Annotated in this window: 21 protein-coding genes; 18 read left to right on the top strand and 3 right to left on the bottom strand. The window is 66.4% G+C overall.

What is annotated here, in order from left to right; all coding sequences use genetic code 11:
* The first annotated feature begins 20 nt into the window (after positions 1–20).
* The 5 genes from ytfQ (at position 21) to KUV38_RS09125 (ending at position 5,355) form a co-directional block, all read left to right on the top strand.
* Positions 21–974 (top strand): galactofuranose ABC transporter, galactofuranose-binding protein YtfQ, encoded by a 954-nt coding sequence (gene ytfQ / locus KUV38_RS09145; protein WP_222469746.1) that lies wholly within the window; start codon positions 21–23, stop codon positions 972–974.
* A gap of 83 nt (positions 975–1,057) precedes the next feature.
* Positions 1,058–2,584 (top strand): sugar ABC transporter ATP-binding protein, encoded by a 1,527-nt coding sequence (locus tag KUV38_RS09140; RefSeq protein ID WP_261385186.1) that lies wholly within the window; start codon positions 1,058–1,060, stop codon positions 2,582–2,584.
* Between the two features lies 1 nt (position 2,585).
* The gene (locus tag KUV38_RS09135) at positions 2,586–3,635 is read left to right on the top strand and encodes an ABC transporter permease (RefSeq protein ID WP_222469745.1); all 1,050 of its coding nucleotides are present in this window, start codon (positions 2,586–2,588) and stop codon (positions 3,633–3,635) included.
* Positions 3,632–4,624, top strand: coding sequence for a galactofuranose ABC transporter, permease protein YjfF (gene yjfF / locus KUV38_RS09130; RefSeq protein ID WP_222469744.1), 993 nt, complete (start codon positions 3,632–3,634; stop codon positions 4,622–4,624). Before KUV38_RS09135 ends, yjfF begins: the two co-directional genes overlap by 4 nt.
* The gene (locus KUV38_RS09125) at positions 4,621–5,355 is read left to right on the top strand and encodes a FadR/GntR family transcriptional regulator (RefSeq protein ID WP_222469743.1); all 735 of its coding nucleotides are present in this window, start codon (positions 4,621–4,623) and stop codon (positions 5,353–5,355) included. Before yjfF ends, KUV38_RS09125 begins: the two co-directional genes overlap by 4 nt.
* Here the strand turns inward: KUV38_RS09125 and KUV38_RS09120 are convergent, their stop codons facing one another.
* Both KUV38_RS09120 and KUV38_RS09115 read right to left on the bottom strand, forming a co-directional pair.
* On the bottom strand, positions 5,356–5,766 hold the full coding sequence (locus KUV38_RS09120; protein ID WP_222469742.1) for a PPC domain-containing DNA-binding protein: 411 nt from the start codon (positions 5,764–5,766) through the stop codon (positions 5,356–5,358). It lies immediately after the preceding gene.
* A 45-nt stretch (positions 5,767–5,811) separates the two neighbouring features.
* Entirely contained in the window at positions 5,812–6,930 is a 1,119-nt protein-coding gene (locus tag KUV38_RS09115; RefSeq protein ID WP_222469741.1) for a Gfo/Idh/MocA family protein, read from the bottom strand.
* Between the two features lie 556 nt (positions 6,931–7,486).
* On the opposite strand from KUV38_RS09115, the gene iolC reads away from it, so the two are divergent.
* The 8 genes from iolC to argE all read left to right on the top strand — a co-directional run bounded on the left by iolC (position 7,487) and on the right by argE (position 16,714).
* Entirely contained in the window at positions 7,487–9,409 is a 1,923-nt protein-coding gene (gene iolC, locus KUV38_RS09110; protein WP_222469740.1) for a bifunctional 5-dehydro-2-deoxygluconokinase/5-dehydro-2-deoxyphosphogluconate aldolase, read from the top strand.
* Positions 9,406–11,235, top strand: coding sequence for a 3D-(3,5/4)-trihydroxycyclohexane-1,2-dione acylhydrolase (decyclizing) (iolD, locus tag KUV38_RS09105; protein ID WP_222469739.1), 1,830 nt, complete (start codon positions 9,406–9,408; stop codon positions 11,233–11,235). Before iolC ends, iolD begins: the two co-directional genes overlap by 4 nt.
* Positions 11,236–11,240: 5 nt before the next feature.
* Complete coding sequence (gene iolE / locus KUV38_RS09100) at positions 11,241–12,143, top strand: myo-inosose-2 dehydratase (RefSeq protein ID WP_222469738.1); 903 nt, start codon at positions 11,241–11,243, stop codon at positions 12,141–12,143.
* On the top strand, positions 12,143–12,343 hold the full coding sequence (locus KUV38_RS09095) for a hypothetical protein (protein ID WP_222469737.1): 201 nt from the start codon (positions 12,143–12,145) through the stop codon (positions 12,341–12,343). Before iolE ends, KUV38_RS09095 begins: the two co-directional genes overlap by 1 nt.
* Complete coding sequence (locus KUV38_RS09090) at positions 12,340–13,488, top strand: phytanoyl-CoA dioxygenase family protein (protein ID WP_222469736.1); 1,149 nt, start codon at positions 12,340–12,342, stop codon at positions 13,486–13,488. The genes KUV38_RS09095 and KUV38_RS09090 overlap by 4 nt, the downstream gene beginning before the upstream one ends.
* An 11-nt stretch (positions 13,489–13,499) precedes the next feature.
* Complete coding sequence (iolB, locus tag KUV38_RS09085; RefSeq protein WP_222469735.1) at positions 13,500–14,321, top strand: 5-deoxy-glucuronate isomerase; 822 nt, start codon at positions 13,500–13,502, stop codon at positions 14,319–14,321.
* 344 nt (positions 14,322–14,665) lie between these two features.
* The gene (locus tag KUV38_RS09080; RefSeq protein ID WP_222469734.1) at positions 14,666–15,550 is read left to right on the top strand and encodes a LysR family transcriptional regulator; all 885 of its coding nucleotides are present in this window, start codon (positions 14,666–14,668) and stop codon (positions 15,548–15,550) included.
* A gap of 9 nt (positions 15,551–15,559) precedes the next feature.
* Positions 15,560–16,714, top strand: a complete 1,155-nt coding sequence (gene argE, locus KUV38_RS09075) for an acetylornithine deacetylase (RefSeq protein ID WP_222469733.1) — start codon at positions 15,560–15,562, stop codon at positions 16,712–16,714.
* A gap of 77 nt (positions 16,715–16,791) precedes the next feature.
* On the opposite strand, the gene KUV38_RS09070 is transcribed toward argE, so the two are convergent.
* Positions 16,792–18,210 carry a diguanylate cyclase gene (locus tag KUV38_RS09070; RefSeq protein ID WP_222469732.1) on the bottom strand — a complete coding sequence of 473 codons (1,419 nt, stop codon included), beginning with the start codon at positions 18,208–18,210 and terminating at the stop codon, positions 16,792–16,794.
* Positions 18,211–18,310: 100 nt separating this feature from the next.
* Between KUV38_RS09070 and KUV38_RS09065 the strand changes: the two genes are divergently transcribed.
* The 5 genes from KUV38_RS09065 (at position 18,311) to KUV38_RS09045 (ending at position 22,698) form a co-directional block, all read left to right on the top strand.
* Complete coding sequence (locus KUV38_RS09065) at positions 18,311–18,589, top strand: DUF3572 domain-containing protein (RefSeq protein WP_222469731.1); 279 nt, start codon at positions 18,311–18,313, stop codon at positions 18,587–18,589.
* Positions 18,586–19,287 carry an HAD family hydrolase gene (locus KUV38_RS09060; RefSeq protein ID WP_222469730.1) on the top strand — a complete coding sequence of 234 codons (702 nt, stop codon included), beginning with the start codon at positions 18,586–18,588 and terminating at the stop codon, positions 19,285–19,287. Before KUV38_RS09065 ends, KUV38_RS09060 begins: the two co-directional genes overlap by 4 nt.
* A gap of 108 nt (positions 19,288–19,395) precedes the next feature.
* Positions 19,396–20,955 carry a trimethylamine methyltransferase family protein gene (locus KUV38_RS09055; RefSeq protein WP_222469729.1) on the top strand — a complete coding sequence of 520 codons (1,560 nt, stop codon included), beginning with the start codon at positions 19,396–19,398 and terminating at the stop codon, positions 20,953–20,955.
* A gap of 82 nt (positions 20,956–21,037) precedes the next feature.
* Positions 21,038–21,643, top strand: a complete 606-nt coding sequence (locus KUV38_RS09050) for a heme NO-binding domain-containing protein (protein WP_222469728.1) — start codon at positions 21,038–21,040, stop codon at positions 21,641–21,643.
* Positions 21,640–22,698, top strand: coding sequence for a GGDEF domain-containing protein (locus tag KUV38_RS09045; protein WP_222469727.1), 1,059 nt, complete (start codon positions 21,640–21,642; stop codon positions 22,696–22,698). Before KUV38_RS09050 ends, KUV38_RS09045 begins: the two co-directional genes overlap by 4 nt.
* Positions 22,699–22,728: the final 30 nt, after the last annotated feature.

Genomic DNA, 22,728 nt, shown 5'->3' with positions numbered 1-22,728 from the left:
ACGTTCCATGGGAGGAAATCATGAACGTCAAAGCCACGCTCCTTGCGAGCGCCATCACCCTTGCGCCCTTCGCCGCCATGGCCGCCGATCTGACCATCGGCTTCAGCCAGATCGGCTCCGAGTCCGGCTGGCGCGCCGCCGAGACCACGGTGACCAAGCAGGAAGCCGAAAAGCGCGGGATCGACCTCAAGTTTGCCGATGCGCAGCAGAAGCAGGAAAACCAGATCAAGGCGATCCGCAGCTTCATTGCGCAGGGTGTCGATGCCATCCTGCTCGCCCCCGTCGTCGCCACCGGCTGGGATGAAGTGCTCGAAGAGGCCGCCGACGCCGAGATCCCCGTCGTCCTTCTCGACCGCACGGTCGATGCATCCGATGATCTCTACCTCACCGCCGTCACCTCCGACCTCGTCCACGAGGGCCGGGTCGCTGGCCAGTGGCTGGCCGACGAGATGGCCGGCGAGCCCTGCCGCATCGTCGAGCTGCAAGGCACCACCGGCTCCTCGCCCGCGATCGACCGCAAGAAGGGCTTCGAAGAGGGCATCGCAGGCGCCGAGGGCCTCGAGATCGTCCGCTCCCAGACCGGCGACTTCACCCGATCTCAGGGCAAGGTCGTGATGGAGAGCTTCCTCAAGGCCGAGGGCGGCGAGAACATCTGCGCCCTTTATGCCCATAACGACGACATGGCCGTTGGCGCGATCCAGGCGATCAAGGAAGCGGGCCTCAACCCCGGCACCGACATCAAGATCGTCGCCATCGACGCCGTGCCCGACGCCCACCTCGCCATCGCCAACGGCGAGATGAACGCCACCATCGAACTCACGCCCAACATGGCCGGCCCTGCGCTCGACGCGCTGGAGGCCTATCTGGCCGATGGCACCGCGCCCGAAAAGTGGATCCAGACCGAGAGCAAGCTCTACACCGCCGCCGACGACAATCAGGCGGTCTACGAAGAGAAAAAGGGCCTCGGCTACTGACCTCCTCCTCCGGGCCGGCCCCCACGCGCCGGCCCGTTCTCTCCCCGCCCGCCCGTGCTAGGGTGCGGCGGGGAGGCACATCCATGAGACACAGGCGCAAGATGCAAGACCAGCCCCCGCTGCTCCACGCCAGCGGCATCTCCAAGTTCTTCCCCGGCGCCGTCGCGCTGGATGAGGTCGAGCTCAAGCTCTATCCCGGCGAGGTCCACGCGCTGCTGGGCGAGAACGGCGCGGGCAAATCCACCCTCATCAAATGCCTCACCGGCGCCTACCGCCGCGATGGCGGGGTGATCCGGCTGGCGGGGGAGGAGGTGGACCCGAAGTCCACCGCCGACGCGCAGGGCCTCGGCATCGGCACCGTCTATCAGGAGGTCAACCTCCTGCCCAATCTCACCGTGGCCGAAAACCTTTACATGGGCCGCCAGCCCACCCGGCTCGGCCTCGTGAACCGCCGCGCCATGAACCGCGCCGCCGCCGAGGTGCTCGAAGGCTACGGCCTCCACATCGACCCGGGCGAGCCGCTCACCAGCTTCTCCGTCGCCGTGCAGCAGGTCGTCGCCATCGCCCGCGCCGTGGCGCTCTCCGGCAAGGTGCTCATCCTCGACGAACCCACCGCCTCGCTCGACCGCGACGAGGTGGAGCTGCTCTTCGGGGTGATCCGTCAGTTGAAGGAACGCGGGCTGGCGATTGTTTTCATTACCCATTTCCTCGATCAGGTCTTCGAGGTCTCCGACCGCGCCACCGTGCTCCGCAATGGCCGTGTGGTGGGCGAGCGCCTGCTGGCCGAGGTCTCCCAGCACGACATCATCACCCTCATGCTCGGCCGCCAGCTCGAGGCCCGCGTGGCCGAAAAGAAGGGCGGCAAACCGGGCGAGCTTCTCCTGCAGGTGAACGACCTCGCCAAGCGTGGAATGATCGAACCCTTCTCGCTGAACCTCCACCGGGGCGAGGTCGTCGGCCTCGCCGGGCTGCTCGGCTCGGGCCGCACCGAAACCGCCAACCTGCTCTTTGGCGCGGTGCAGGCCGATCAGGGCAAGCTCCTGCTCGAAGGCCGCGAAACCCGCATCACCAATCCCCGTGAGGCCATCGCCCACCGCTTCGCCCTCTGCCCAGAAGATCGCAAGACAGATGGCATCGTCGGCGACCTCTCGGTGCGCGATAACATCATCCTCGCCCTTCAGGCCCGTCAGGGCTGGATGCGCCCAATCCCCCGCGCCAAGGTGAACGAGATCGCCGAGCATTACGTCAAGGCGCTCGATATCCGCCTCGCAAGCCTCGACATGCCCATCCGCCTGCTCTCCGGCGGCAACCAGCAAAAGGCGCTGCTCGCCCGCTGGCTGGCGACCGAACCCGAATTCCTCATCCTCGACGAGCCCACACGTGGCATCGACGTGGGCGCCCATGCCGAGATCATCGCCCTCATCGAGCGCCTGCGCGAGAACGGCATGGCCCTCCTCGTCGCCTCCTCCGAACTGGAAGAACTCGTCGCCTATTCCACCCGCGTCGTGGTGCTGCGCGACCGGCGGCAGGTGCGCGAGCTGACCGGCGACGAGATCACCGCTGACAATATCGTCCATGCCATCGCCGACGAGCAGAAGGGGGCCGCCTGACATGGCCACAACCACGCCCTCGCTGCTCAAACGCATCACCCCGCAACTCATCATCCTCGCCGTCGTCCTCGGCCTCAACCTGCTGGTCTTCCCCGACTTTTTCGACGTGTCCTTCCGCAACGGCCGGATCTTCGGCAACCTGGTCGACGTCTTCAACCGCGGCGCCCCCGTGGCGCTGCTCTGCATCGGGATGACCCTGGTGATCGCCACCAAGGGCATCGACCTCTCGGTTGGCGCCGTCATGGCCATCGCGGGCGCCACCGCCGCGTCACTCGTCACCGACGGCCACGGCTGGGGCACCGCACTCATCGGCGCACTGGCCACCGGCGCCCTCTGCGGCGCATGGAACGGCGTGCTCGTCGCCGTCCTGCGCATCCAACCCATCGTCGCCACGCTGGTTCTGATGGTCGCGGGCAGGGGGATCGCCCAGCTCATCACCGAAGGCACGATCCTGACCTTCAACAACGAGGGCCTGATCCGCCTCGGCGCAGGCACCGTGCTAGGCATCCCGACGCCCATCGTCATCTGGCTCGCCCTCGGAACGCTGGCCACGCTGGCCGTCCGCCGCACCGCGCTCGGCATGCTCATCGAGGCCATCGGCGTCAACGAGGCCTCCTCGCGCCTCGCGGGCATCAACTCCCGCGTCCTGCTGATCTGCGTCTACCTCGCCTCCGGCCTCTGCGCCGCGCTGGCGGGCGTCATCGTCGCAGCAGACATCAAGGGCGCCGATGCCAACAACGCAGGCCTCTGGCTTGAGCTCGATGCCATCCTCGCCGTGGTCATCGGCGGCAACTCCCTGCTCGGCGGGCGCTTCTCCATCGTCGCCTCGCTGATCGGCGCGCTGATCATCCAGTCGGTCAACTCGGTGATCCTGCTCTCCGGCATGCCGCCCGAGTTCAACCTCGTCATCAAGGCCATCCTGATCCTCGCGATCCTCGTGATCCAGTCGCCCAAGATCGGCCATCTGATCTACATGCTCCGCGCCTCCGGCCCCGAGAGCCTGCCCGAGCGCGCGCGCCCCTCCGCGGCCCCCAAGGAGGACACCCCATGATCCGCTCCACTCACCTGCCGCTGATGGTCACGCTGGCCACCTTCGTGCTGGCCTACGCCCTCTGCGCCTCGCAATACCCGGCCATGCTCTCCACCCGCGTCGTCGCCAACCTGCTGACCGACAACGCCTTTCTCGGCATCGTCGCCGTCGGCATGACCTTCGTGATCCTCTCCGGCGGCATCGACCTCTCGGTCGGCTCCGTCATCGCCTTCACCGGCGTCTTCCTCGCCGTCATCCTGCGCGACACCTCGATCCACCCTCTTGCCGCCTTCGCCCTCGTGCTGGCCCTCACCACCGGCTTCGGCGCGGCGATGGGGGCCACCATCCACTACCTCGAGATGCCGCCTTTCATCGTCACCCTCGCAGGCATGTTCCTCGCCCGCGGCGCGGCCTACGTGCTCAGCACCGATAGCGTGCCGATCACCCATGAGTTCTACGACACCCTGCAGGATATCTACTACAAGGCCCCCGGCGGCGGCCGCTTCCGGCTCATCGGCGGGCTGATGCTGCTCACCTTCATCGCGGGCGCGCTCATCGCCCACCGCACCCGCTTCGGGCAGAACGTTTATGCCCTCGGCGGCGGGGCGCAGACCGCCCGCCTGATGGGCGTCCCGCTCGCCTCCACCACCGTGGGCATCTACGCCATCTCAGGCGGCCTCGCGGGCCTCGCAGGCATCGTCTTCTCGCTCTACACCTCCGCCGGCTACTCCCTCGCCACCGTAGGCGTGGAACTCGATGCCATCGCCGCCGTCGTCATCGGCGGCACGCTCCTCTCCGGCGGTTACGGCTTTGTCGCAGGCACCTTCTTCGGCATCCTCATCATGGGCCTGATCCAGACCTACATCGTCTTTGACGGGACACTCTCGAGTTGGTGGACTAAGATCGTCATCGGCGCGCTGCTCTTCGCATTCATCCTGCTTCAGAAAGGCCTCACTTGGGCGACGACCACCCGACGAAAAAGAGCGACTGGCTCCGCACAGCCATCATGACCATTGTCGCCTCGGGCTCGCCCTCCGCGCGGGCCTCGAACCACACGCATTTCGTGGTGGACCAGATGGGGCGTGCCATCGTCGCCGGAGAGTACCCGCCCGACACGATGATCCCGCTCGATCCGGACCTCTGCGAGATGTTCGACGTGTCGCGCACGGTGGTCCGCGAGGCCAAGAAGACCCTCGCCGCCAAGGGACTCATCGCCTCCAAGGCCAAGGTCGGCACCCATGTCCGCCCCTCCGACGAATGGAACATGTTCGATGAGGACGTGCTGCGCTGGCACACCTCGGTCAAATCGCCGGGCCGGTTCTACGACGAGCTCTTCGAGATCCGCCTCATCTTCGAGCCCGCTGCCGCCGCCTCCGCCGCCCGGCGCGCCAATGAGCTGGCCGACAAGGCCGCCTGCGACAAGCTCTTCGCCCTCTGTGACAGTCTCGCAGATGCCCGCAGCCGCGCCGACTTCGCCGTGGCCGACTACGAGTTCCACCACCACGTCCTCAAACTCTCCGGCAACCGCTTCCTGCAATCGCTCGGCGATATGGTGCAAACCGCGCTCTATTCGCTGTTCCTGATCGAGGCGAACGAGAAGTTCCAAGAGGTGAAGGCCGAGGTGGCCGCCAACCACCGCGATATCGCCCGCGCCATCGCCTCCGGTCTGCCCGACGCCGCCCATTCCGCCATGCTGAAGGTCATCACCGAGGGCCACGACCGCACCCGCGCCACCGCCTGACTACCGACGCTTCACCACCAACTCGTCATATCCCGAGGCAGGGCAGGGCGCGCGTTCAAACCGCAGCCCGTCGAGTGCCACCACCACGATCTCCGCCGTGGTGAACACCTCCGCGCCCTCCGCCATCAGGTGCCCGCCGCACACCCGGCCCGCTGCATCCGAGACCGCCATGTGCAAATGCTGCTTACCCGCATCCAGCGTGCCCACCAGCGAGACGATCTCCAGCGGCCCCTCATAGCCCGTCGCCTCCTCCGCACCCGCATGGCGCAGCCGGACGGCCCGCAGGCTGCCAACACAGCTCACCATCGCCATCGCTTCCGCGCCACTGGCCTCGAAGAGCCGTCGCAGCCCAGCCACAAGGTCATTCCCTGGCTTCAGCCGCGCCGAAATGAACCGCCCGTCGCTTTCCATCCGCGCCTCCATTCCGCTCACCCGAGCTTCGCGGATCGGAGCGGATCACACCAGCGAAACCCGCGCCTCCTTCGCCGCGCTTTCCGCAATCGCATGGATAACCCGCTCGATCTCCAGCGCCTCGGCAAAATCGGGCCATGCCCTTTGCCGCCCTTCGATGCTCTCCACCAGTTCGGCGGCCTCCAGCACCTTCAGGTCGTTGAAGCCCAGCTGATGCCCCGGCGCCGGGCAGAAGGCGGCATAGGGCGGGTGTTGCGGTCCGGTGAGGATCGTCTTGAAGCCCTGTTCGGCCTTCTCCCCCGCGTTCACGTAGATCCGCATCTCGTTCATCCGCTCCTGCTCGAAGGTGATCTGCCCCTCAGTCCCATGAATCTCCAGATCGATCCGGTTCTTCCGGCCCCACGCGCTGCGGCTGGTGGTGATCATCCCCCGCGCGCCGCCCTCGAGCCGGATCAGCGCCGTAGCCACGTCCTCGTTCTCCACCGGCGCGCGCCCTCCGCCCTCCACGGGCCGCGTTTCGTGGATGATCTGGGTCTCCGCCAGCACGCTCTCGATCGGGCCAACAAGCTGCATGATCATCGAAACCAGATGGCAGCCCATGTCCCCCAGCGCGCCCAGCCCGGCCTCCGAAAGCTTGGCCCGCCAGGTCCACGGCAGCGCGCCATCGGCCTGATAGTCCTCGTCGTAAAAACCCCGCACATGCACCACCCGGCCAATCCGCCCCTCGGCGATGAGCTTGGCAGCATGGTGCAGCGCCGGGTTGCGAACGTAGTTGTAGCCCACCAGCGTCACCTTTCCGCTGGCCTTGGCCGCCGCCACCATCGCCTCGGCCTCCTCCAGCGTCAGCGCCATCGGCTTCTCGCACCACACGTGCTTGCCCGCCTCCAGCGCGGCAATCGCCATCGGCGCGTGCAGCCCGTTGGGCGTGGTGATTGACACAACGTCCACCGCCGGGTCTTCTATCAGCGCGCGCCAGTCGTCGCCCGCGCGGGCAAAGCCCCAATCGGCGGCGAGTTTCTCGGCCTTGGCCAGCGGCATCTCGCAGAGGTGCGCCAGCGCAATCTCGCTGTCGCCTCCCATCACCGCTCGCGCCCCGCGCCACGCCAGCGCATGGGCCTTGCCCATGAACCCCGTGCCGATCAGCCCCACTCCGATGCGTGCCATGAAAAACCCTCCCGTTTTGCCATGTGCTAGCCTCCCGCGTGGCTTCGGGCCAAGAGAAAGCAGGGCGGGGGCAAAAAATCCCATCATTCCGCGTCAAAACCGGCGCCCGCGCCTGATAGAAAACCATCATGCCGACGGCTTCCTCCAACCCAGAGCAACTGAAAGCCCGCCCAAATCGCATACGCACGGGGGCATTTGCGGCACTTTCCTGCCCCACGGTCCCACCTTTCCGGCAGCTTGGCGGCTTACGGCAGCACGCCCAGCCAAGGCAGACTCGGCCCACTCTCACACCGTTTCAACACTCTCGCGCTCAATGCCATGCACCGCCCCGACACGCTCTGACACGCCAATTGGCATGATGAAAAACCATCATCCTCCTGCGGGTTTCGGCGTGAAGCGGCGCAAAGCTTTCATGAATGATATGAAAACCACCAAACAGCCCCGGCACACGTTGACGCGGGCCGCCCGGCTCCGGCATTCAGCCAGCAACACCTCTGGGTGGCACAGGGAGGAAGCCAGTGAAACCGTGCATCACAGCAGCCGGGTGGGTCATCGCATGACCGCCGCAAAACCGCTCGACGTTATCACCATCGGCCGCAGCTCGGTGGACCTTTACGGCGCCCAGATCGGCGGGCGGCTGGAAGACATGCGCAGCTTCGAAAAGTACATCGGCGGCTCGCCCACCAACATCGCCGCAGGCACCGCCCGGCTCGGCCTCAAGTCGGCTCTGATCACCCGCGTGGGCGACGAGCACATGGGCCGGTTCATCCGCGAGCAGCTCAAGGCCGAGGGGGTGGATACCCGCGGCGTCGCCACCGACCCCGAGCGCCTCACCGCCCTCGTGCTCCTCGGCATCCGCGATCAGGAGCGCTTTCCGCTCATCTTCGTCCGCGAGAACTGCGCCGACATGGCCCTTTCCGAAGATGATATCGACCCTGCCTTCATCGCCGAGGCCCGCTGCGTCACCGCCACCGGCACCCACCTCAGCCACCCGCAGGTCGAGGCCGCCACCCTCAAGGCGCTAAAGCTCGCCCGAGAGAATGGCGCACAAACCGCGCTGGATATCGACTATCGCCCCAACCTCTGGGGCCTCGCCGGCCACGGGGCAGGGGAGGAGCGCTTCATCGAAAGCGCTGCCGTCACCGCCAAGCTGCAATCCACTCTCCACCTCTTCGACCTGATCGTCGGTACCGAGGAAGAGTTCCATATCGCCGGCGGCAGCACCGACACGCTGGAGGCCCTCCGCGCCGTCCGCGCCGTCTCCTCTGCCACTCTCGTCTGCAAACGCGGCCCGATGGGTGCCGTCGCCTTCACCGGCGAGATCCCCGGCTCACTCGACGAGGGCGAGAGTGGCCCCGGCTTCCCGATCGAGGTGTTCAACGTCCTCGGCGCGGGCGATGGCTTCATGTCCGGCCTGCTGCGCGGCTGGCTCAAAGGCGAGGATTGGCCCACCGCGCTCACCTATGCCAACGCCTGCGGCGCCTTCGCCGTCTCCCGCCACGGCTGCACGCCGGCCTATCCATCGTGGGAAGAGCTGGAGTTTTTCCTGAAACGCGGCGTCATCCGCCCCGATCTGCGCAACGATGCCGAGTTGGAGCAGATCCACTGGGCCACCAATCGCAAGGGCGACTGGCCGTCGATGCATATCTTCGCCTTCGATCATCGCTCCCAGCTCGAAGAGATGGAGGGCGCCACGACCGACAAGATCGGAACCTTCAAGCAGCTCTGCCTCGCCGCCACCCGCGAGGTCGCGGAGGGCCGCCCCGGCTACGGCATCCTCTGCGATGGCCGCCTCGGCAAGCACGCCCTGATGGACGCCGCCGAGGGCGATCTCTGGATCGGCCGACCCGTCGAATGGCCCGGCTCCCGCCCGCTGCGCTACGAGCCCGAGCTTGGCCCCGATTTCGGCGGCCTCGCGCAATGGCCGCAGAGCAACGTGGTCAAGGCCCTTTGCTTCTGCCACCCCGATGATGACGACGCGATGTGGGAGGATCACCTCTCTTCTCTCACCCGCCTCGCCGCCGCCGCCCGCCGCAACAGCCTCGAGTTCCTGCTGGAGGTCATCCCCTCCAAGGTCGGCGCCGTGGTCGCCGAGACGACGCCCAAGATCATCGAGCGCATCTACGCCGCCGGCATCTACCCCGACTGGTGGAAGCTGGAACCCTTCAAGACCGAAGACGCATGGGCCAAGGCCGTCCAAGCCATCGAGGCGCATGACCGGCACAACCGTGGCATCGTCGTGCTCGGTCTCGACGCGCCCGAGGCCGAACTGGGCGCCAGCTTCGCCCGTGCCGCCCGCCAGCCGCTGGTCAAAGGCTTCGCCGTGGGCCGCACACTCTTCGGCGAGACCGCCCGCGCCTGGATGAAGGGCGAGGTCTCCGACGAGGCCGCCATCTCCACCATGGCCGCCAATTACACCCGCCTCTGCACCCTCTGGGACGAGGCCCGCGCCGCCGCGCAAAAGGAGGACGCCGCATGAGCAAGACCATCCGCCTCACAGCCGCACAGGCCCTCGTGCGATACCTCACCGCGCAGCTCACCGAGTCGGGCGAGCCCTTCATCGCCGGGGTCTGGGCAATCTTTGGCCACGGCAACGTGGCGGGGCTCGGCGAGGCGCTCCATGCCTCGCGTGATGCCATCCCCACATGGCGCGGCCATAACGAGCAAACCATGTGCCACACCGCGCTGGCCTACACCAAGCAGCTTGGCCGCAGCCGCGCCATGGCCGTGACTTCCTCCATCGGCCCCGGCGCGACCAACATGGTCACCGCCGCCGCACTGGCCCACGTCAACCGCCTGCCGCTCCTGCTGATCCCCGGCGATGTCTTCGCCAACCGCGGCCCCGACCCGGTGCTGCAACAGATCGAAGATTTCTCCGACGGCACCACCAGCGCCAACGACTGCTTCAAGCCCGTCACCCGCTACTTCGACCGGATCACCCGCCCCGAGCAGCTTCTCACTGCGCTGCCCCGGGCCTTCCGCACCATGACCGACCCGGCAGAGTGCGGCCCGGTCTGCCTCGCCTTCTGTCAGGATGTGCAGGCTGAGGCCTTCGATTGGCCCGAGAGCTTCTTTGCCCCCCGCACGTGGCACCTGCGCCGCCAAGGGCCCGATGCCTACGAGCTGTCCGAAACGGCAGACGCGATCCGCGCCGCCAAGCACCCGGTCATCGTCGCCGGGGGCGGCACGCATTACTCCCACGCCTGCGCCGAGTTGCAAGCCTTCGCCGCCCGCCACAACATCCCTGTGGTCGAAACCCAGGCCGGCAAATCCGCTCTCCCTTGGGACGATGCCCTCAACCTCGGCCCTGTCGGCGTCACCGGCGCATCCTCCGCCAACGAGGCCTGCGCCAAGGCCGATCTGGTCCTCGGCGTCGGCACCCGCTTTCAGGATTTCACCACCGGCAGCTGGGCGCTCTTCGCCGCCAACCCCACGCTGATCTCCCTCAATGTCGCCGCCTATGACGCCATGAAGCACGGCGCCATGCCGCTGATGGCCGATGCCCGCGAGGGGCTTGAGGCGCTCACCAATGCGCTCGGCGACTACACGGCAGAGGCCCCCGACGCCGCCCTCAAATCCGACTGGTTCGCCGCCGTCGACCCGCTCACCGATGCCCCCGAAGGCGACAACGCCCTGCCCACCGACCAGCAGGTTATCGGCGCGGTGCAACGTGCCAGCCACGAGGATACCGTGGTCATGTGCGCCGCCGGCACCATGCCGGGTGAGCTCCACAAACTCTGGAAGGCCCCGCGCCCCGGCGCCTACCACATGGAATACGGCTTTTCCTGCATGGGCTATGAGATCGCGGGCGCCATGGGCATCAAGCTCGCCCAGCCCGAGCGCGACGTGATCTGCATGGTCGGCGACGGCTCCTACATGATGGCCAACTCCGAGATGGCCACCGCCGCGATGATGGGCGTGCCCTTCACCGTCGTCATCACCGACAACCGGGGCTACGGCTGCATCAACCGGCTGCAAATGGGCACCGGCGGGGCCGAGTTCAACAACCTGCTGGAGCACACGATCCACAGCCAGCCCTCCAATATCGACTTCGCCGCCCACGCCGCCTCGATGGGCGCCGAGGCGGTGCAGGTGAACACCATCGAAGAGCTGGAGGCAGCGCTTGCCACCCGACACAAGGCCACCGGCCCCTATGTGGTGGTCATCAACACCGATCCATACCCCTCCACGCCCCACGGCGGCCACTGGTGGGATGTGGCGGTGCCCGAAACCTCCACCCGCGATGAGGTCGCGCAGGCCCGCAAGGCCTATGAGTCCGCCCGCAAATCCCAGATCGCAGGATAACCCCCATGCCCGTCAAAATCGGCATCTCCCCCATCGCCTGGCAGAACGACGATCTGCCCGACCTCACCGCCGCCTACACCATGGAGCAGGCGCTCAAGGAGAGCCGCGAAATCGGCTACACCGGCGTCGAGCGCGGGCAGCGCATGCCCCACGATACGCCCGGCCTGCGCCACTACCTCGACATCAATGATATCGCCCTCTGCGGCGGCTGGTGCTCGGGCAACCTTCTGGTGAACGATCTGGAAACCGAGAAAAAGGCCGTCGCCGCGCAGGTCGAGCAGTTCATCGCCCTGAATGCCCCCTGCATCGTCTATGCCGAATGCTCCAACACCGTGCAGGGCGATCCGGCGACCCCGGTGGCAAACCGCCCCAAGCTCAGCCGTGATGAGGTGACGGCCTATGCCGCCAAGCTGGGCGAACTGGCCAAGTGGATGGAAGGGCAGGGCATGCCGCTGGCCTATCACCACCACATGGGCTCCATCATCGAAGACGAGGACGATGTGAACTGGCTCATGGAGGGCAGCCCGACCGAGGTCCACTTGCTCTATGACACCGGGCACCTCCGCTTCGGCGGCGCCGACGAGATGGCCGTGCTCGAGCGCTGGGCCGACCGCATCCACCACGTCCACTACAAGGATGTGCGCCCCAAGGTCGTTGAGCAGATCCGCGCGTCGAACGGCTCCTTCCTCGATGCCGTCATCGCGGGCGCCTTTACCGTGCCGGGCGACCCGGAGGGCTGCATTGACTTCGCCGCCATTACTGCGAGGCTCGCCGCAATGGATTACGCAGGCTGGATCGTGGTGGAGGCCGAGCAGGACCCGGCCAAGGCGCCGCCCTACGACTATTCCAAGCTCGGATACGAGACCATCACCGCCGCCTGCCAGAACGCGGGGCTCGAAATTTCCTGATGGGTGACTTCTTCAATCTCCAGCATCCCTTCTTCCGCCCGATGTGGCGGCGGGTGCTGGCCACCGTCCTCTGCTTCGCATGGGCCGGGGTGGAGCTTTCAATGGGCGCAACCCCTTGGGCCGTGGCCTTCGCCGTGGCCGGAGCATGGATGACCTACCAGTTCTTCATCGTCTGGAAGGACCCGGAGCAGGAGGAATGAAAGACACCGCCTATTACTCTGCCGCAAGCTGTGACCTCGCCGCCTTCAAGGCGCTGACCTCCCGCCAGCTCGCGCCCGCCGACGCCCCCCGCGCCGCCGCCATCGAAAAGAACGTGCCGCTCTATGACGTGGCCGCGCTCACCCTCGATGACCCTGCCGAGCGCACCGCCCTCATGGCGGAATGGGCCGCCATCCTGCGCGACCATTCCGGCGTGCTGGTGCTCCGGCAGGCCGTCCCCGACCACGCCGCGCTCGATGCTGCCTCCGCCGCCTACGAGGCGATCATCGCCGATGAAAAGGCCGCCTCCGGCGCCAAGGCCGACCATTTCGCCGCCGCAGGCGCAAACGACCGCATCTGGAACTCGCTGCAAAAGCTCTGCCTGCGGGATCCGCAGGCCTTCGCCGCCAGCTTTGCCAGCCCCGCCATCGACGCAGTCGCCGAGGCATGGCTCGGCCCGGGCTACCAGATGACCGCGCAGGTCAACCTCGTCCGCCCCGGCGGAAAGGCCCAGACCGCCCACCGCGACTTCCACCTCGGCTTCCAGACCGGCGAAGAGGCCGCCCGCTTCCCCGCCCATGTCCACCAGCTTTCGCCTTTCCTTACCCTTCAAGGCGCCGTTGCCCATTGCGACATGCCGCTGGAGTCAGGCCCCACCAAACTGCTGCCCTTCAGCCAGCTCTACGGCCCCGGCTACATGGCCTACCGCGAGCCCGAGTTCGCCGCCTATTTCGAAGAGGCCTTCATCCAGCTCCCGCTGCAAAAGGGCGATGCGCTCTTCTTCTCCCCTGCGCTCTTCCACGGCGCGGGCGACAACGTGAGCGCGGACATCCAGCGCATGGCCAACCTGCTGCAAGTCAGCTCTCCCATGGGCCGCGCGATGGAGTCGCTCGACCGCCTCGCCATGTCCCTCGCCCTCTATCCGGTGCTGCAAACCCTCTCGCTGCCGCCGCTGCAGGAAGCCGCCGCCATCGCCGCCTGCGCCGAGGGTTACAGCTTCCCCACCAATCTCGACACCAACCCACCCGCTGGCGGCCTCGCGCCCGAAACCCAGGCCGCCCTGCTGCGCCGTGCCCGCGCTGAAGGCTGGGAAGCGTCCGCCTTCGCCGAGGCCGCCCGCGCCCAGCACGCCCGCCGCCAGCCCTGAAAGGAACGCCCATGTCCGACCTGCTCCGCAAACCCTCCGGTGAGACCGGCAAGATCCACGAGATCACCATTGGAAACGCCAAAACCCCCAAGTCCCCGGACTGGGGCTATGTCGGCTTTTCGTGCTACCGGCTTAAGGCGGGCGAGAGCGTTTCCGAGGCCACCGGCGATCTCGAGGTCATTCTCGTCATGGTCGAGGGCAAGGCCAACATCTCTGCAGCAGGCGAAGACTTCGGCGAGCAGGGCGAGCGGATGGACGTGTTCGAGCAAACCGCCCCCCATTGCGTCTACGTCCCCGGCGGCGCCGACTGGCAGGCCACCGCCACGACCGATTGCACCATCGGCGTCTGCACCGCGCCCGCCGGGCAGGGCGGCCACAAGGCCCGCATCCTTCCGCGCCCCGAGAAGGTCACGCGCGGCAAGGGCAGCAACACCCGATACATCTTCCCCATCGCGATGGAAGAGTCCGACGTGGCCGACAGCCTCCTCGTCACCGAGGTCTTCACCCCCGCAGGCAACTGGTCGTCCTACCCGCCGCACCGGCACGATGAGGATGACTATCCCAACATGACCTACCTCGAAGAGACCTACTATCACCGGCTCAACCCCGGGCAGGGCTACGGCCACCAGCGGGTCTTCACCGAAGACGGCTCGCTCGACGAAACCATGAGCGTCAATTCGCATGACGTGGTGCTCGTCCCAAAGGGCCACCACCCCTGCGGCGCCCCGCACGGATATGAGATGTACTACCTCAACGTCATGGCTGGCCCGATCCGCAAATGGCGGTTCAAGAACCACCCCGACCACGACTGGATCGCACAGCGCGACGCTTAAGCCTTCCTTGCGCCACCGTCCGGCGGTCTTAACGGCCCCACGCGGTCAATCTTTGCAGATTGCGTATGCATGGGATGTGCATCGGATGTGCATAAGTTGTGCATCAGTGTTTATTGGCTCTGCGTTGCGTTCTGCGAAGCGGTTAACCAACCGTGCGCCCCACCATTTGCCGTGGTTTTGGTAGAACTCCTCGATCTCGTTCGGCGTGGGTTTTCGCCGGTCGTTCCGGCGCGGAAGGATGGTCAGGATCGGTGTCATCTCAGCCTCCAATTGTTGCGTTATTGAAAAGATAAGGCCTTAATGGGCGTACTAAACTGCCCGATACCGAAGCTTTCTTTTCAAAAATGCAAAACTGGGACGACCTCCGCCTCTTCTTCCACATCGCCGAATCCGGCGGCCTCTCCGCCGCCGCGCGTGAAACCGGTGCCAGCCCCGCCACTCTCGGCCGCCGGATGCTGGCACTGGAGGAGGCGCTGGGCCTGCAGCTCTTCGTAAGGTCCCGAAATGGCTACGAATTAACGCCAGCAGGGCAGGGGCTCTTGGCCCGCGTCAAGCCCATGGCCGCCGCCGCCCGGAGCCTCGATCAATGGCTCGACGCCGCAGGCAATCGCCCCGCCGTCCGCATCTCCGCCGGCACTGCCACCGCCGCCTTCATGGCCGACCATTTCACCGAGCTCTGGCGCCCTGAAGACCCGTTCCGCATCACCTTCTGCACCACTGAGGTTCGGCTCGACATTGCCCACCGCGAGGTCGAGATCGGCATCCGGAACAGCCCGCCGACCAGCGGCAACCTCGCGTCCAAGCCCTTGCAAACCCTGCGCTTTGCACCCTTCCGTGCCCGCCACATGGCCGATCCGGTGAGCGCAGGCTGGGTCGCCGTCGATGAGGCCCATGCCATGCACCCCGCCGCCCGCTGGGTGCTGCGCCAGCCTGTTCAGGTCACCGCCTGGGCAAGCTCCGTGGCCACCATGCATGACCTCGTGCGCGGCTGTGCAGGCATCGGCGTCATGCCCTGTTTCGTCGGTGACGCCGACCCGCGTCTCACCCGCGCTGGCGCGCTGATCGACGAATTAACCGAACGGCAACATCTCGTGACCCATAATGACGACCGACACCGCCCCGAGATCCGCGAGGTCTGTCGCCGCATCTCGACTCTCTTCGCCCGCCACGCGCCCCTCTTGGCCGGGGAGCGCCCGATCGGGCTGGCGGGGGCCGGGCCTGAGGCGTAGTCTCGCGCCATGACCACGCTGGACGACACGATTGCGCTTCTGGGCGAGCTGGTGGCCTATCCCACCGTCTCCGCCGACAGCAACCTTGCCTGCATCGGCGCGCTTGCGGACCGGCTCGAGAATGTCGGCGCCCGTGTCGAGGTGATGAAGAGCGACTGCGGCGAAAAGGCCAATCTTTACGCCACCTTGGGGCCTGATGTTCAGGGCGGCATCCTGCTCTCCGGCCATTCCGATGTGGTCCCCGTAGAGGGGCAGGCATGGACTGCCGATCCCTTCACCATGAGCACCCGTGAGGGCCGCCTCTACGGTCGTGGCACCTGCGACATGAAGGGCTTCATCGCCGCCTGCGTGGCGATGGCCCCCGCGCTCGCCGCGCAAATCAAGACCCGCCCGCTGCACTTCGCCTTCACCTACGATGAAGAGACCGGCTGCCTCGGCGCCAAGTCCTTGGCAGAGCAGCTGAAATCCCGCGAGATCCTGCCCTCCCTCGCCATCATCGGCGAGCCCACCTCCATGCGCGTCGTCGAGGGCCACAAGGGCTGCTGCGAGTACACGACCCGCTTCACTGGCCGCGGCGGCCACGGCTCCGACCCGGCGGCAGGCGTCAACGCCGTCGAATACGCCGCCCGCTACATCGCCCGCCTGATGGAGCTGCGCGAATCCCTCAAGGACCGCACCCCGCCCGAAAGCCGCTTCGAGCCGCCCTGGACCACCATCAACACCGGCAGCCTCATCGGCGGCTTCGCCCACAACGTGATCCCCGCCGAGGCCGAAGTGCAGTGGGAGATGCGCCCTGTGGTAGACGCCGATGCGCAGTTCGTCCGCACCGAAATGCAGCGCTATATCAGTGACATACTGCTCCCGGCCATGCAGGAGGTTGCGCCGGAGTCTGCAATCACGACCGAAACCATCGGCGACACCCCCGGCCTCATGCCGGCGACCCACGGCGAGGCCGCCGCCCTGGCCTGCGCGCTCACCGGCTCCAACGGCGGCGCGCTGGTGCCTTTCAACACCGAGGCGGGCGTTTTTCAGCAACTCGGGATCGACGTGGTGATCTGCGGTCCCGGCTCTATCGAGCAGGCCCACAAGCCCGATGAGTTCCTTGAAATTTCCCAGCTGTCGCAATGCCTTGCCATGCTGGAACGGCTCGGGCCTAGGCTGTAGGTATTCGGCACCGTGCTGGCGCGGAGCTTCGATGGAGCAGCACCCAGATGCAAACCCGCTCGCCCGGGACAGCAGGTTCAGGCGGCGTTGCGCCCAAGGGTAACGGTGTTTCGACCATGCGCTTTGGACGACAGCAGAGCGCGGTCTGCCTGATCGATCAGGGCTTCCAGCATCGCCTCCGCCCCGGCTTCATCGACCCAGTCGCTGCCCGCACCGCCGCCGAGGGCCACGCCGATGGAGACGGTCTGCCGCAGGCTTCCACGCGCAGGAGCGGGCAGGGGGATCGGCTCTGCCTCGATCAGCCGGCACAGGCGCTGCGCCGCGCGTCGGGCATCCTCTTCGGTGGTGTCGGGCATGGCGACGAGAAACTCCTCGCCGCCGATGCGGGCCACCATGTCGACGCTTCGCAGGTTGCCCGCGATACGCTTCGCCACGCTCCGCAGGACCTCGTCTCCCGCAGCATGGCCATACCGGTCATTGACCTGTTTGAAGTGATCGAGGTCGAGCGCCATGACCGCAAAGCTCTTGCCGCTGTGGGCAGCATTGTTGCGGATCCGGGCGAGGTGCGAGAGCGCGTAGCGGCGGTTGTAGAGCCCGGTCAACGGGTCGGTCACCGCAAGCTTCAGCCCGTCGCGCACCCGCCTGCGCAACTGGTCGCTCTCACGTTTGCGGGCAATGAGCGCGGTAAGGCGGAGCGCCAACTCGCTGCCCTCGACCGGCTCGTCGATGAGGTCGGCCGCGCCGAGGTCCAGCGCCATGGCGGCCTGTGCCGGGTCACTGCCGGGCATGACGATGAGGCAGGGCGCATGGCGCGACCAACGGCGCGACCGCAGCTCGCTCATCAGGTGTAGTCCGTCGCCCGGGCGCTTCAGTTCCGATGCGATCACGTAGACATCCTGCAAGGCGGGCGCATGCTCCCCGAGCGCTGCATGCTGATCAAGCACCGAGATCCGGTGCGCAAAATGACCCTTCAGAACCTCCTGCCAGCGCTGGCCGGTCTCCACATCGCCTGCGATCAAGGCGATCCGCGCCGGGCGGGCGAAGGGTTCGATCTCCTCAGCAAAGCCAAGAGCGTGGCTCGTTGTTTCCCGCAGCCGCAGCTCCTCGGAAATTTCCCGCAGGCGAAGCAACTGGCGAATGCGCGCGAGCAAAAGTGCATCTTCGACTGGCTTGGGGTGGAAGGCGTCGGCGCCCCGGGCGAGGGCGGCGAGCATCAGTTCGGTGTGGCTGGCTCGGTCCGAGGGCGCACCGGTCACGATCACCGGCAGGGTGCCGAACTCGGCATCGGCGCGCAGCGCCTCGATGGCCTGCAACGCGGGCGCATCGGGGTGGTCTGCGTCCACGATCACCAGACGGGGCCGAATGCCCCGCACCAGCGCCACGATATCCTGCCCGCTGTGCTCGGCGACGGCGTCATAGCAGGCGGCGGCGAGTTTGACCTTGAGGACGACCCGGTTTGCGGGCACGTCATCAATGATCAGGATTTTCCCTGGCATCCAACGATCCTTCCGAGCGCTTCTGCGCCTTTCCCCTGTGAAGGCCAGTCTGTATGCAGATGGTTAAAAAAACCTTTCCAAAAGTTAATGGGGCCAGAAAATGAATCGTGACTCCGCCGAGACCATCGGCTTGCAGGCCCTCGCCTGGCTGGCCGGGAATGACGAACTATTGCCTGTATTTCTTGGGTCAACGGGCGTGTCGGAGGCCGAGGTGCGGGCGCGGGCGGCGGAGCCCGAATTTCTTGCCTCGGTGTTGGACTTTCTTGCGATGGACGATGCGTGGGTCACTGGCTTCTGCGATGCTGCGGGGCTCAAATACACCGTGCCGATGCAGGCGCGCATGGCACTTCCGGGCGGCGATATGCCGAGCTGGACATGAGCGCGCCGCGGCTCAAGGGCCTGCTCTTCGACAAGGACGGCACGCTGTTCGATTACCAGAAAAGCTGGGGCGGATTCACGCTGGGGTTCATCGACGGGTTGGCCGAAGGCGATACGGCGCTGGCGAGACGGCTGGCGGAAGCCATGGGGGTCGATCCGGAAACTGCACAGTTCTCGCCCGAGAGCCCCATCGTTGCCGGAACTCCCGAGGAGGCGATTGCGCCGGTCTTGCCGCTGCTAAGGGGCTGGAACCGGGCGGCGCTGACCGACCGGATCAACACCGCCGCCGCCGCGGCCCCGCAAGTGCCGGCAACTGACCTCACCGCACTGTTCGACACGCTCCGGGGCAGGGGCCATGTGCTGGGCATTGCGACCAATGACGCCGAAGCCGCCGCCCATGCCCACCTAATCGCCGCCGGGGTGGCAGAGCACTTCGCCTACGTTGCGGGCTATGACAGCGGCCATGGCGCCAAGCCGGGGCCGGGCATGTGCCTTGCCTTCGCCGATGCGCAGGGCCTCGCGCCGGAGCATTGCGTGATGATCGGTGACAGCACCCATGATCTGGAGGCTGGCCGCGCGGCGGGGATGGTCTGCGTGGCCGTCTGCACCGGCATCACACCCCCCGAGGTGCTTGCGCCCCATGCCGCAGTGGTCCTGCCGCACATCGGCCACCTGCCGGAGTGGCTGGCCACGGCCTGAGCCGAAATCGCCGCCCGGTCCACCGTTTGCGACATCACGCGTCGCATCCGGAAAACCGCGTTCCCGATCTCGCGCGCAACCTGAGGCCAGATGCCCAGGAGCCACGCCATGGATGACATGCCCGCAAAACGCCGCCGTTCCGGAGGCCGCGCTGCCAACCCGCGCCGCAACCGGCCCGAGGTGCTGGACCAGATGCCGTGGCGCATCCCGCTCAATACCGATGCTCCGACCGAGCCGCTCACGCCGGAAGGAGTGGCGGCTATTCATGAGGGGGCGATGCGCATCCTCGAAGAGATCGGCATCGTCTTTCTCAACGAGGAGGCCTGCAAGATCTTCGCCGAGGCGGGCTGCACGGTAGAGGACCAGGTGGTGCGGATGGGCCGCGACTGGGTGATGGAAATGGTCGCCAAGGCGCCTGCCGAGTTCACCATCACCCCGCGCAACCCGGCCAAGACCCTGCCCATCGGCGGTAAGGCGATCCTATTCGGCAACGTCTCTTCGCCGCCCAACTACTGGGACCTGTCGCTCGGTTCGAAGGTGCCCGGAAACCGCGAGCAATGCGCCAACCTGCTCAAGCTCACCCAGTATTTCAACTGCATCCACTTCGCCGGCGGCTACCCGGTGGAGCCGGTCGACATTCACCCCTCCGTCCGTCACCTCGACGTGCTCTTCGACAAGCTCACCCTGACCGACAAGGTGGCGCACGCCTACAGTCTCGGGCCGGAGCGTGTGGAGGATGTGATGGAGATGGTCCGGATCTCCTGCGGCCTGACGGACGAGGAGTTCGAGGCCAGGCCGCACATGTATACCAACATCAACTCCACCTCGCCGCTCAAGCACGATTGGCCGATGATCGACGGCTGCCTGCGGTGCATCAGGCGGGGGCAAGCGGTGATCGTCTCGCCGTTCACGCTGGCCGGGGCGATGGCGCCGGTGACGATGGCGGGCGCGGTGGCGCAGTCCATCGCCGAGGCGCTTTCGGCCATTGCCCTCTTTCAATATGTCCGCCCCGGAGCGCCCTGTGTGATCGGCACGTTCACCTCTAACGTTGACATGAAGTCTGGCGCCCCTGCCTTCGGCACGCCAGAGTATATGCGCGCCACCCAGATGACCGGCCAGTTGGCGCGGTTCTACGGCCTGCCCATGCGTGCCTCCGGTGCATGCACCGCCAACGTGCCGGACGGGCAGGCCATGTGGGAGACCTCCAACTCGCTCTGGTCGGCGGTGCAATCGGGCACCAACATCGTCTACCACGCGGCCGGGTGGCTGGAGGGCGGGCTGGTGGCCAGCCCGGAGAAGTTCATCATGGACTGTGAAGTGATCCAGATGATTCAGCGCTACTTCGAGCCGGCAGTCGTGGCGACCACGCCCGATGATATCGCGGTGGATGCCATCGCCGAGGTCGGCCATTACGGCCATTTCTTCGGCATCGACCACACCCAGGCCCGCTACGAGACGGCTTTCTACCAACCCATCGTTTCGGACTGGACGAACTTCGAGGCGTGGCAGGCCAAGGGCGGGGTCTGGACGGCGGAGCGCGCCCATACGCTCTACAAGCAGATCATCGACACATTCGAGCCGCCACCGATGGCGAACGACATCCGCGAAGAGCTGGAGGCGTTCGTCGCCCGCCGGAAGGCAGAAGGCGGCGCACCGACCGACTTCTGAGACGCTCGGCGCGACCGGCACCGCTTCGGTCTTTGTTAACTCGCCCCCGCTAGTCTGCGTCACAGGTTAAACGGGTGCAGCTATGCATGGCTTGATCAATCGCGCGGTCCAGTGCTTCGTGCGCGACATCTACGGCCCTGAAATATGGGCAGATCTCGGTGCCGAGGCGGGGGTCGGCACCTCTGGCTTCGAGGCCATGCTTACCTATGGGGATGAGGTCACGCTCACCATGCTGACCGCTCTCTCTCGCATGCGCGGCCAGCCGGTGGAGGATATTCTCGAGGATCTGGGCACTTACCTCGTCACCCACCCAAATACCCGCGCCATCCGCAGGCTCCTGCGGTTTGGCGGGCAGAGCTTTCTGGAGCTTCTCTATTCACTGGATGACCTGCCGGATCGCGCGCGCCTCGCCGTGCCCGAGCTGGAACTTCCGCAGCTGCACCTGACCGAGCTGGAGCCCGGGCGGTTCAGGCTTGAGGTCGCGGCGCGGCAGGGCGGGTTCGGCGCGGTCATGACCGGGATTCTGCGCGCGCTGGCCGATGATTTTGGCGCACTTGCCTTCCTTGAATTGGGTGGCGCGATGGAGCGGCAGGAGGTGATCACCATAAACCTCCTCGATCCCGAATTCGCTGAAGCCAAGCAGTTCTACCTTGGCGGCGAGGCGCAGCTGCCGGGGGGCGCCGGATGAGTGTCGAGCCGGGTCGCGGGGCCATTGGTGAACTCGCACGTGTTCGCGGGGGCTTTCTGGAGCCGATCCTGCAAGAGGCGCTGGACCGGCTGATGCCGATGCACCTGCAACTGCGCCATAGCGGCCATATCACCCACGCCGGGCCAAGCCTTCAAAAGCTCCGACCCGACCTGCCGCTGGCCGGGCGCAGATTTCTGGAGGTTTTCGAGATCAAGCGCCCGAGCGGGGTAACGCGCGTCAGCGACCTAGCCCGCGCCGATGGCGGACGGGTGAAACTGGCCTTTCGCGATGCCCCGCGCACCGGCATGGCAGGCCTTGTCGCACCCCTCTCGACCGAACATGGGCTGATCGTGAACCTCTCGTTCGGCTTCAACATCATCGAAGCGGTGCAGGATTACGACCTGACCAATGCCGACTTCGCTGCCACCGATCTCGCGGTTGAAATGCTCTACCTCGTCGAGGCCAAGACGGCGGCGCTCAACGAGTGGAAGGCGCTCAACCAACGGCTCCAAGGGGCGATGACCGCCGTTGAAAAACAGGCGTCATCCGACATGCTGACCGGGCTCGCCAACCGCCGGGCGATGGAGGATGTGCTGGAGCGGCTGACCACCAGCAAGGCCAGCTTCGGGCTGATGAACCTCGACCTCGATTTCTTCAAGTCGGTCAATGACACTCTCGGGCACGCCGCAGGAGACCACGTGTTGCGCGAGGTGGCCGACATCCTCCGCGCGGAGACCCGCCTTTCGGATGTAATCGTACGGGCCGGCGGCGACGAATTCGTGCTGATTTTCGTCGGCCTCTCCAACCCCGACCGGCTCGCCGCGCTTGGACGGCGGATCATCAGCCGGTTGGAGGAGCCGATTCCATTCGAGGGCGATACTTGCAATATCTCCGGCTCAATCGGGCTCACCGTGAGCGACTTCTACACCACCACGGATGCCGAGGAGATGATGCAGCACGCCGATACGGCCCTCTATGCTTCCAAGCGGGGCGGTCGTGGGCGGGTGACCGTTTACGCCAGCGATCTGCCGGGCATCGGCGAGGGCTGCGATTGACAAGCCGCTCCGGTCACTGCCCCATGAGGC

The sequence above is a fragment of the Vannielia litorea genome, assembly GCF_019801175.1.
GTDB lineage: Bacteria > Pseudomonadota > Alphaproteobacteria > Rhodobacterales > Rhodobacteraceae > Vannielia > Vannielia litorea_B.
The sequence above is the reverse complement of the archived record's forward strand: the minus strand, read 5'-3'. Positions and strand labels throughout refer to the sequence as shown.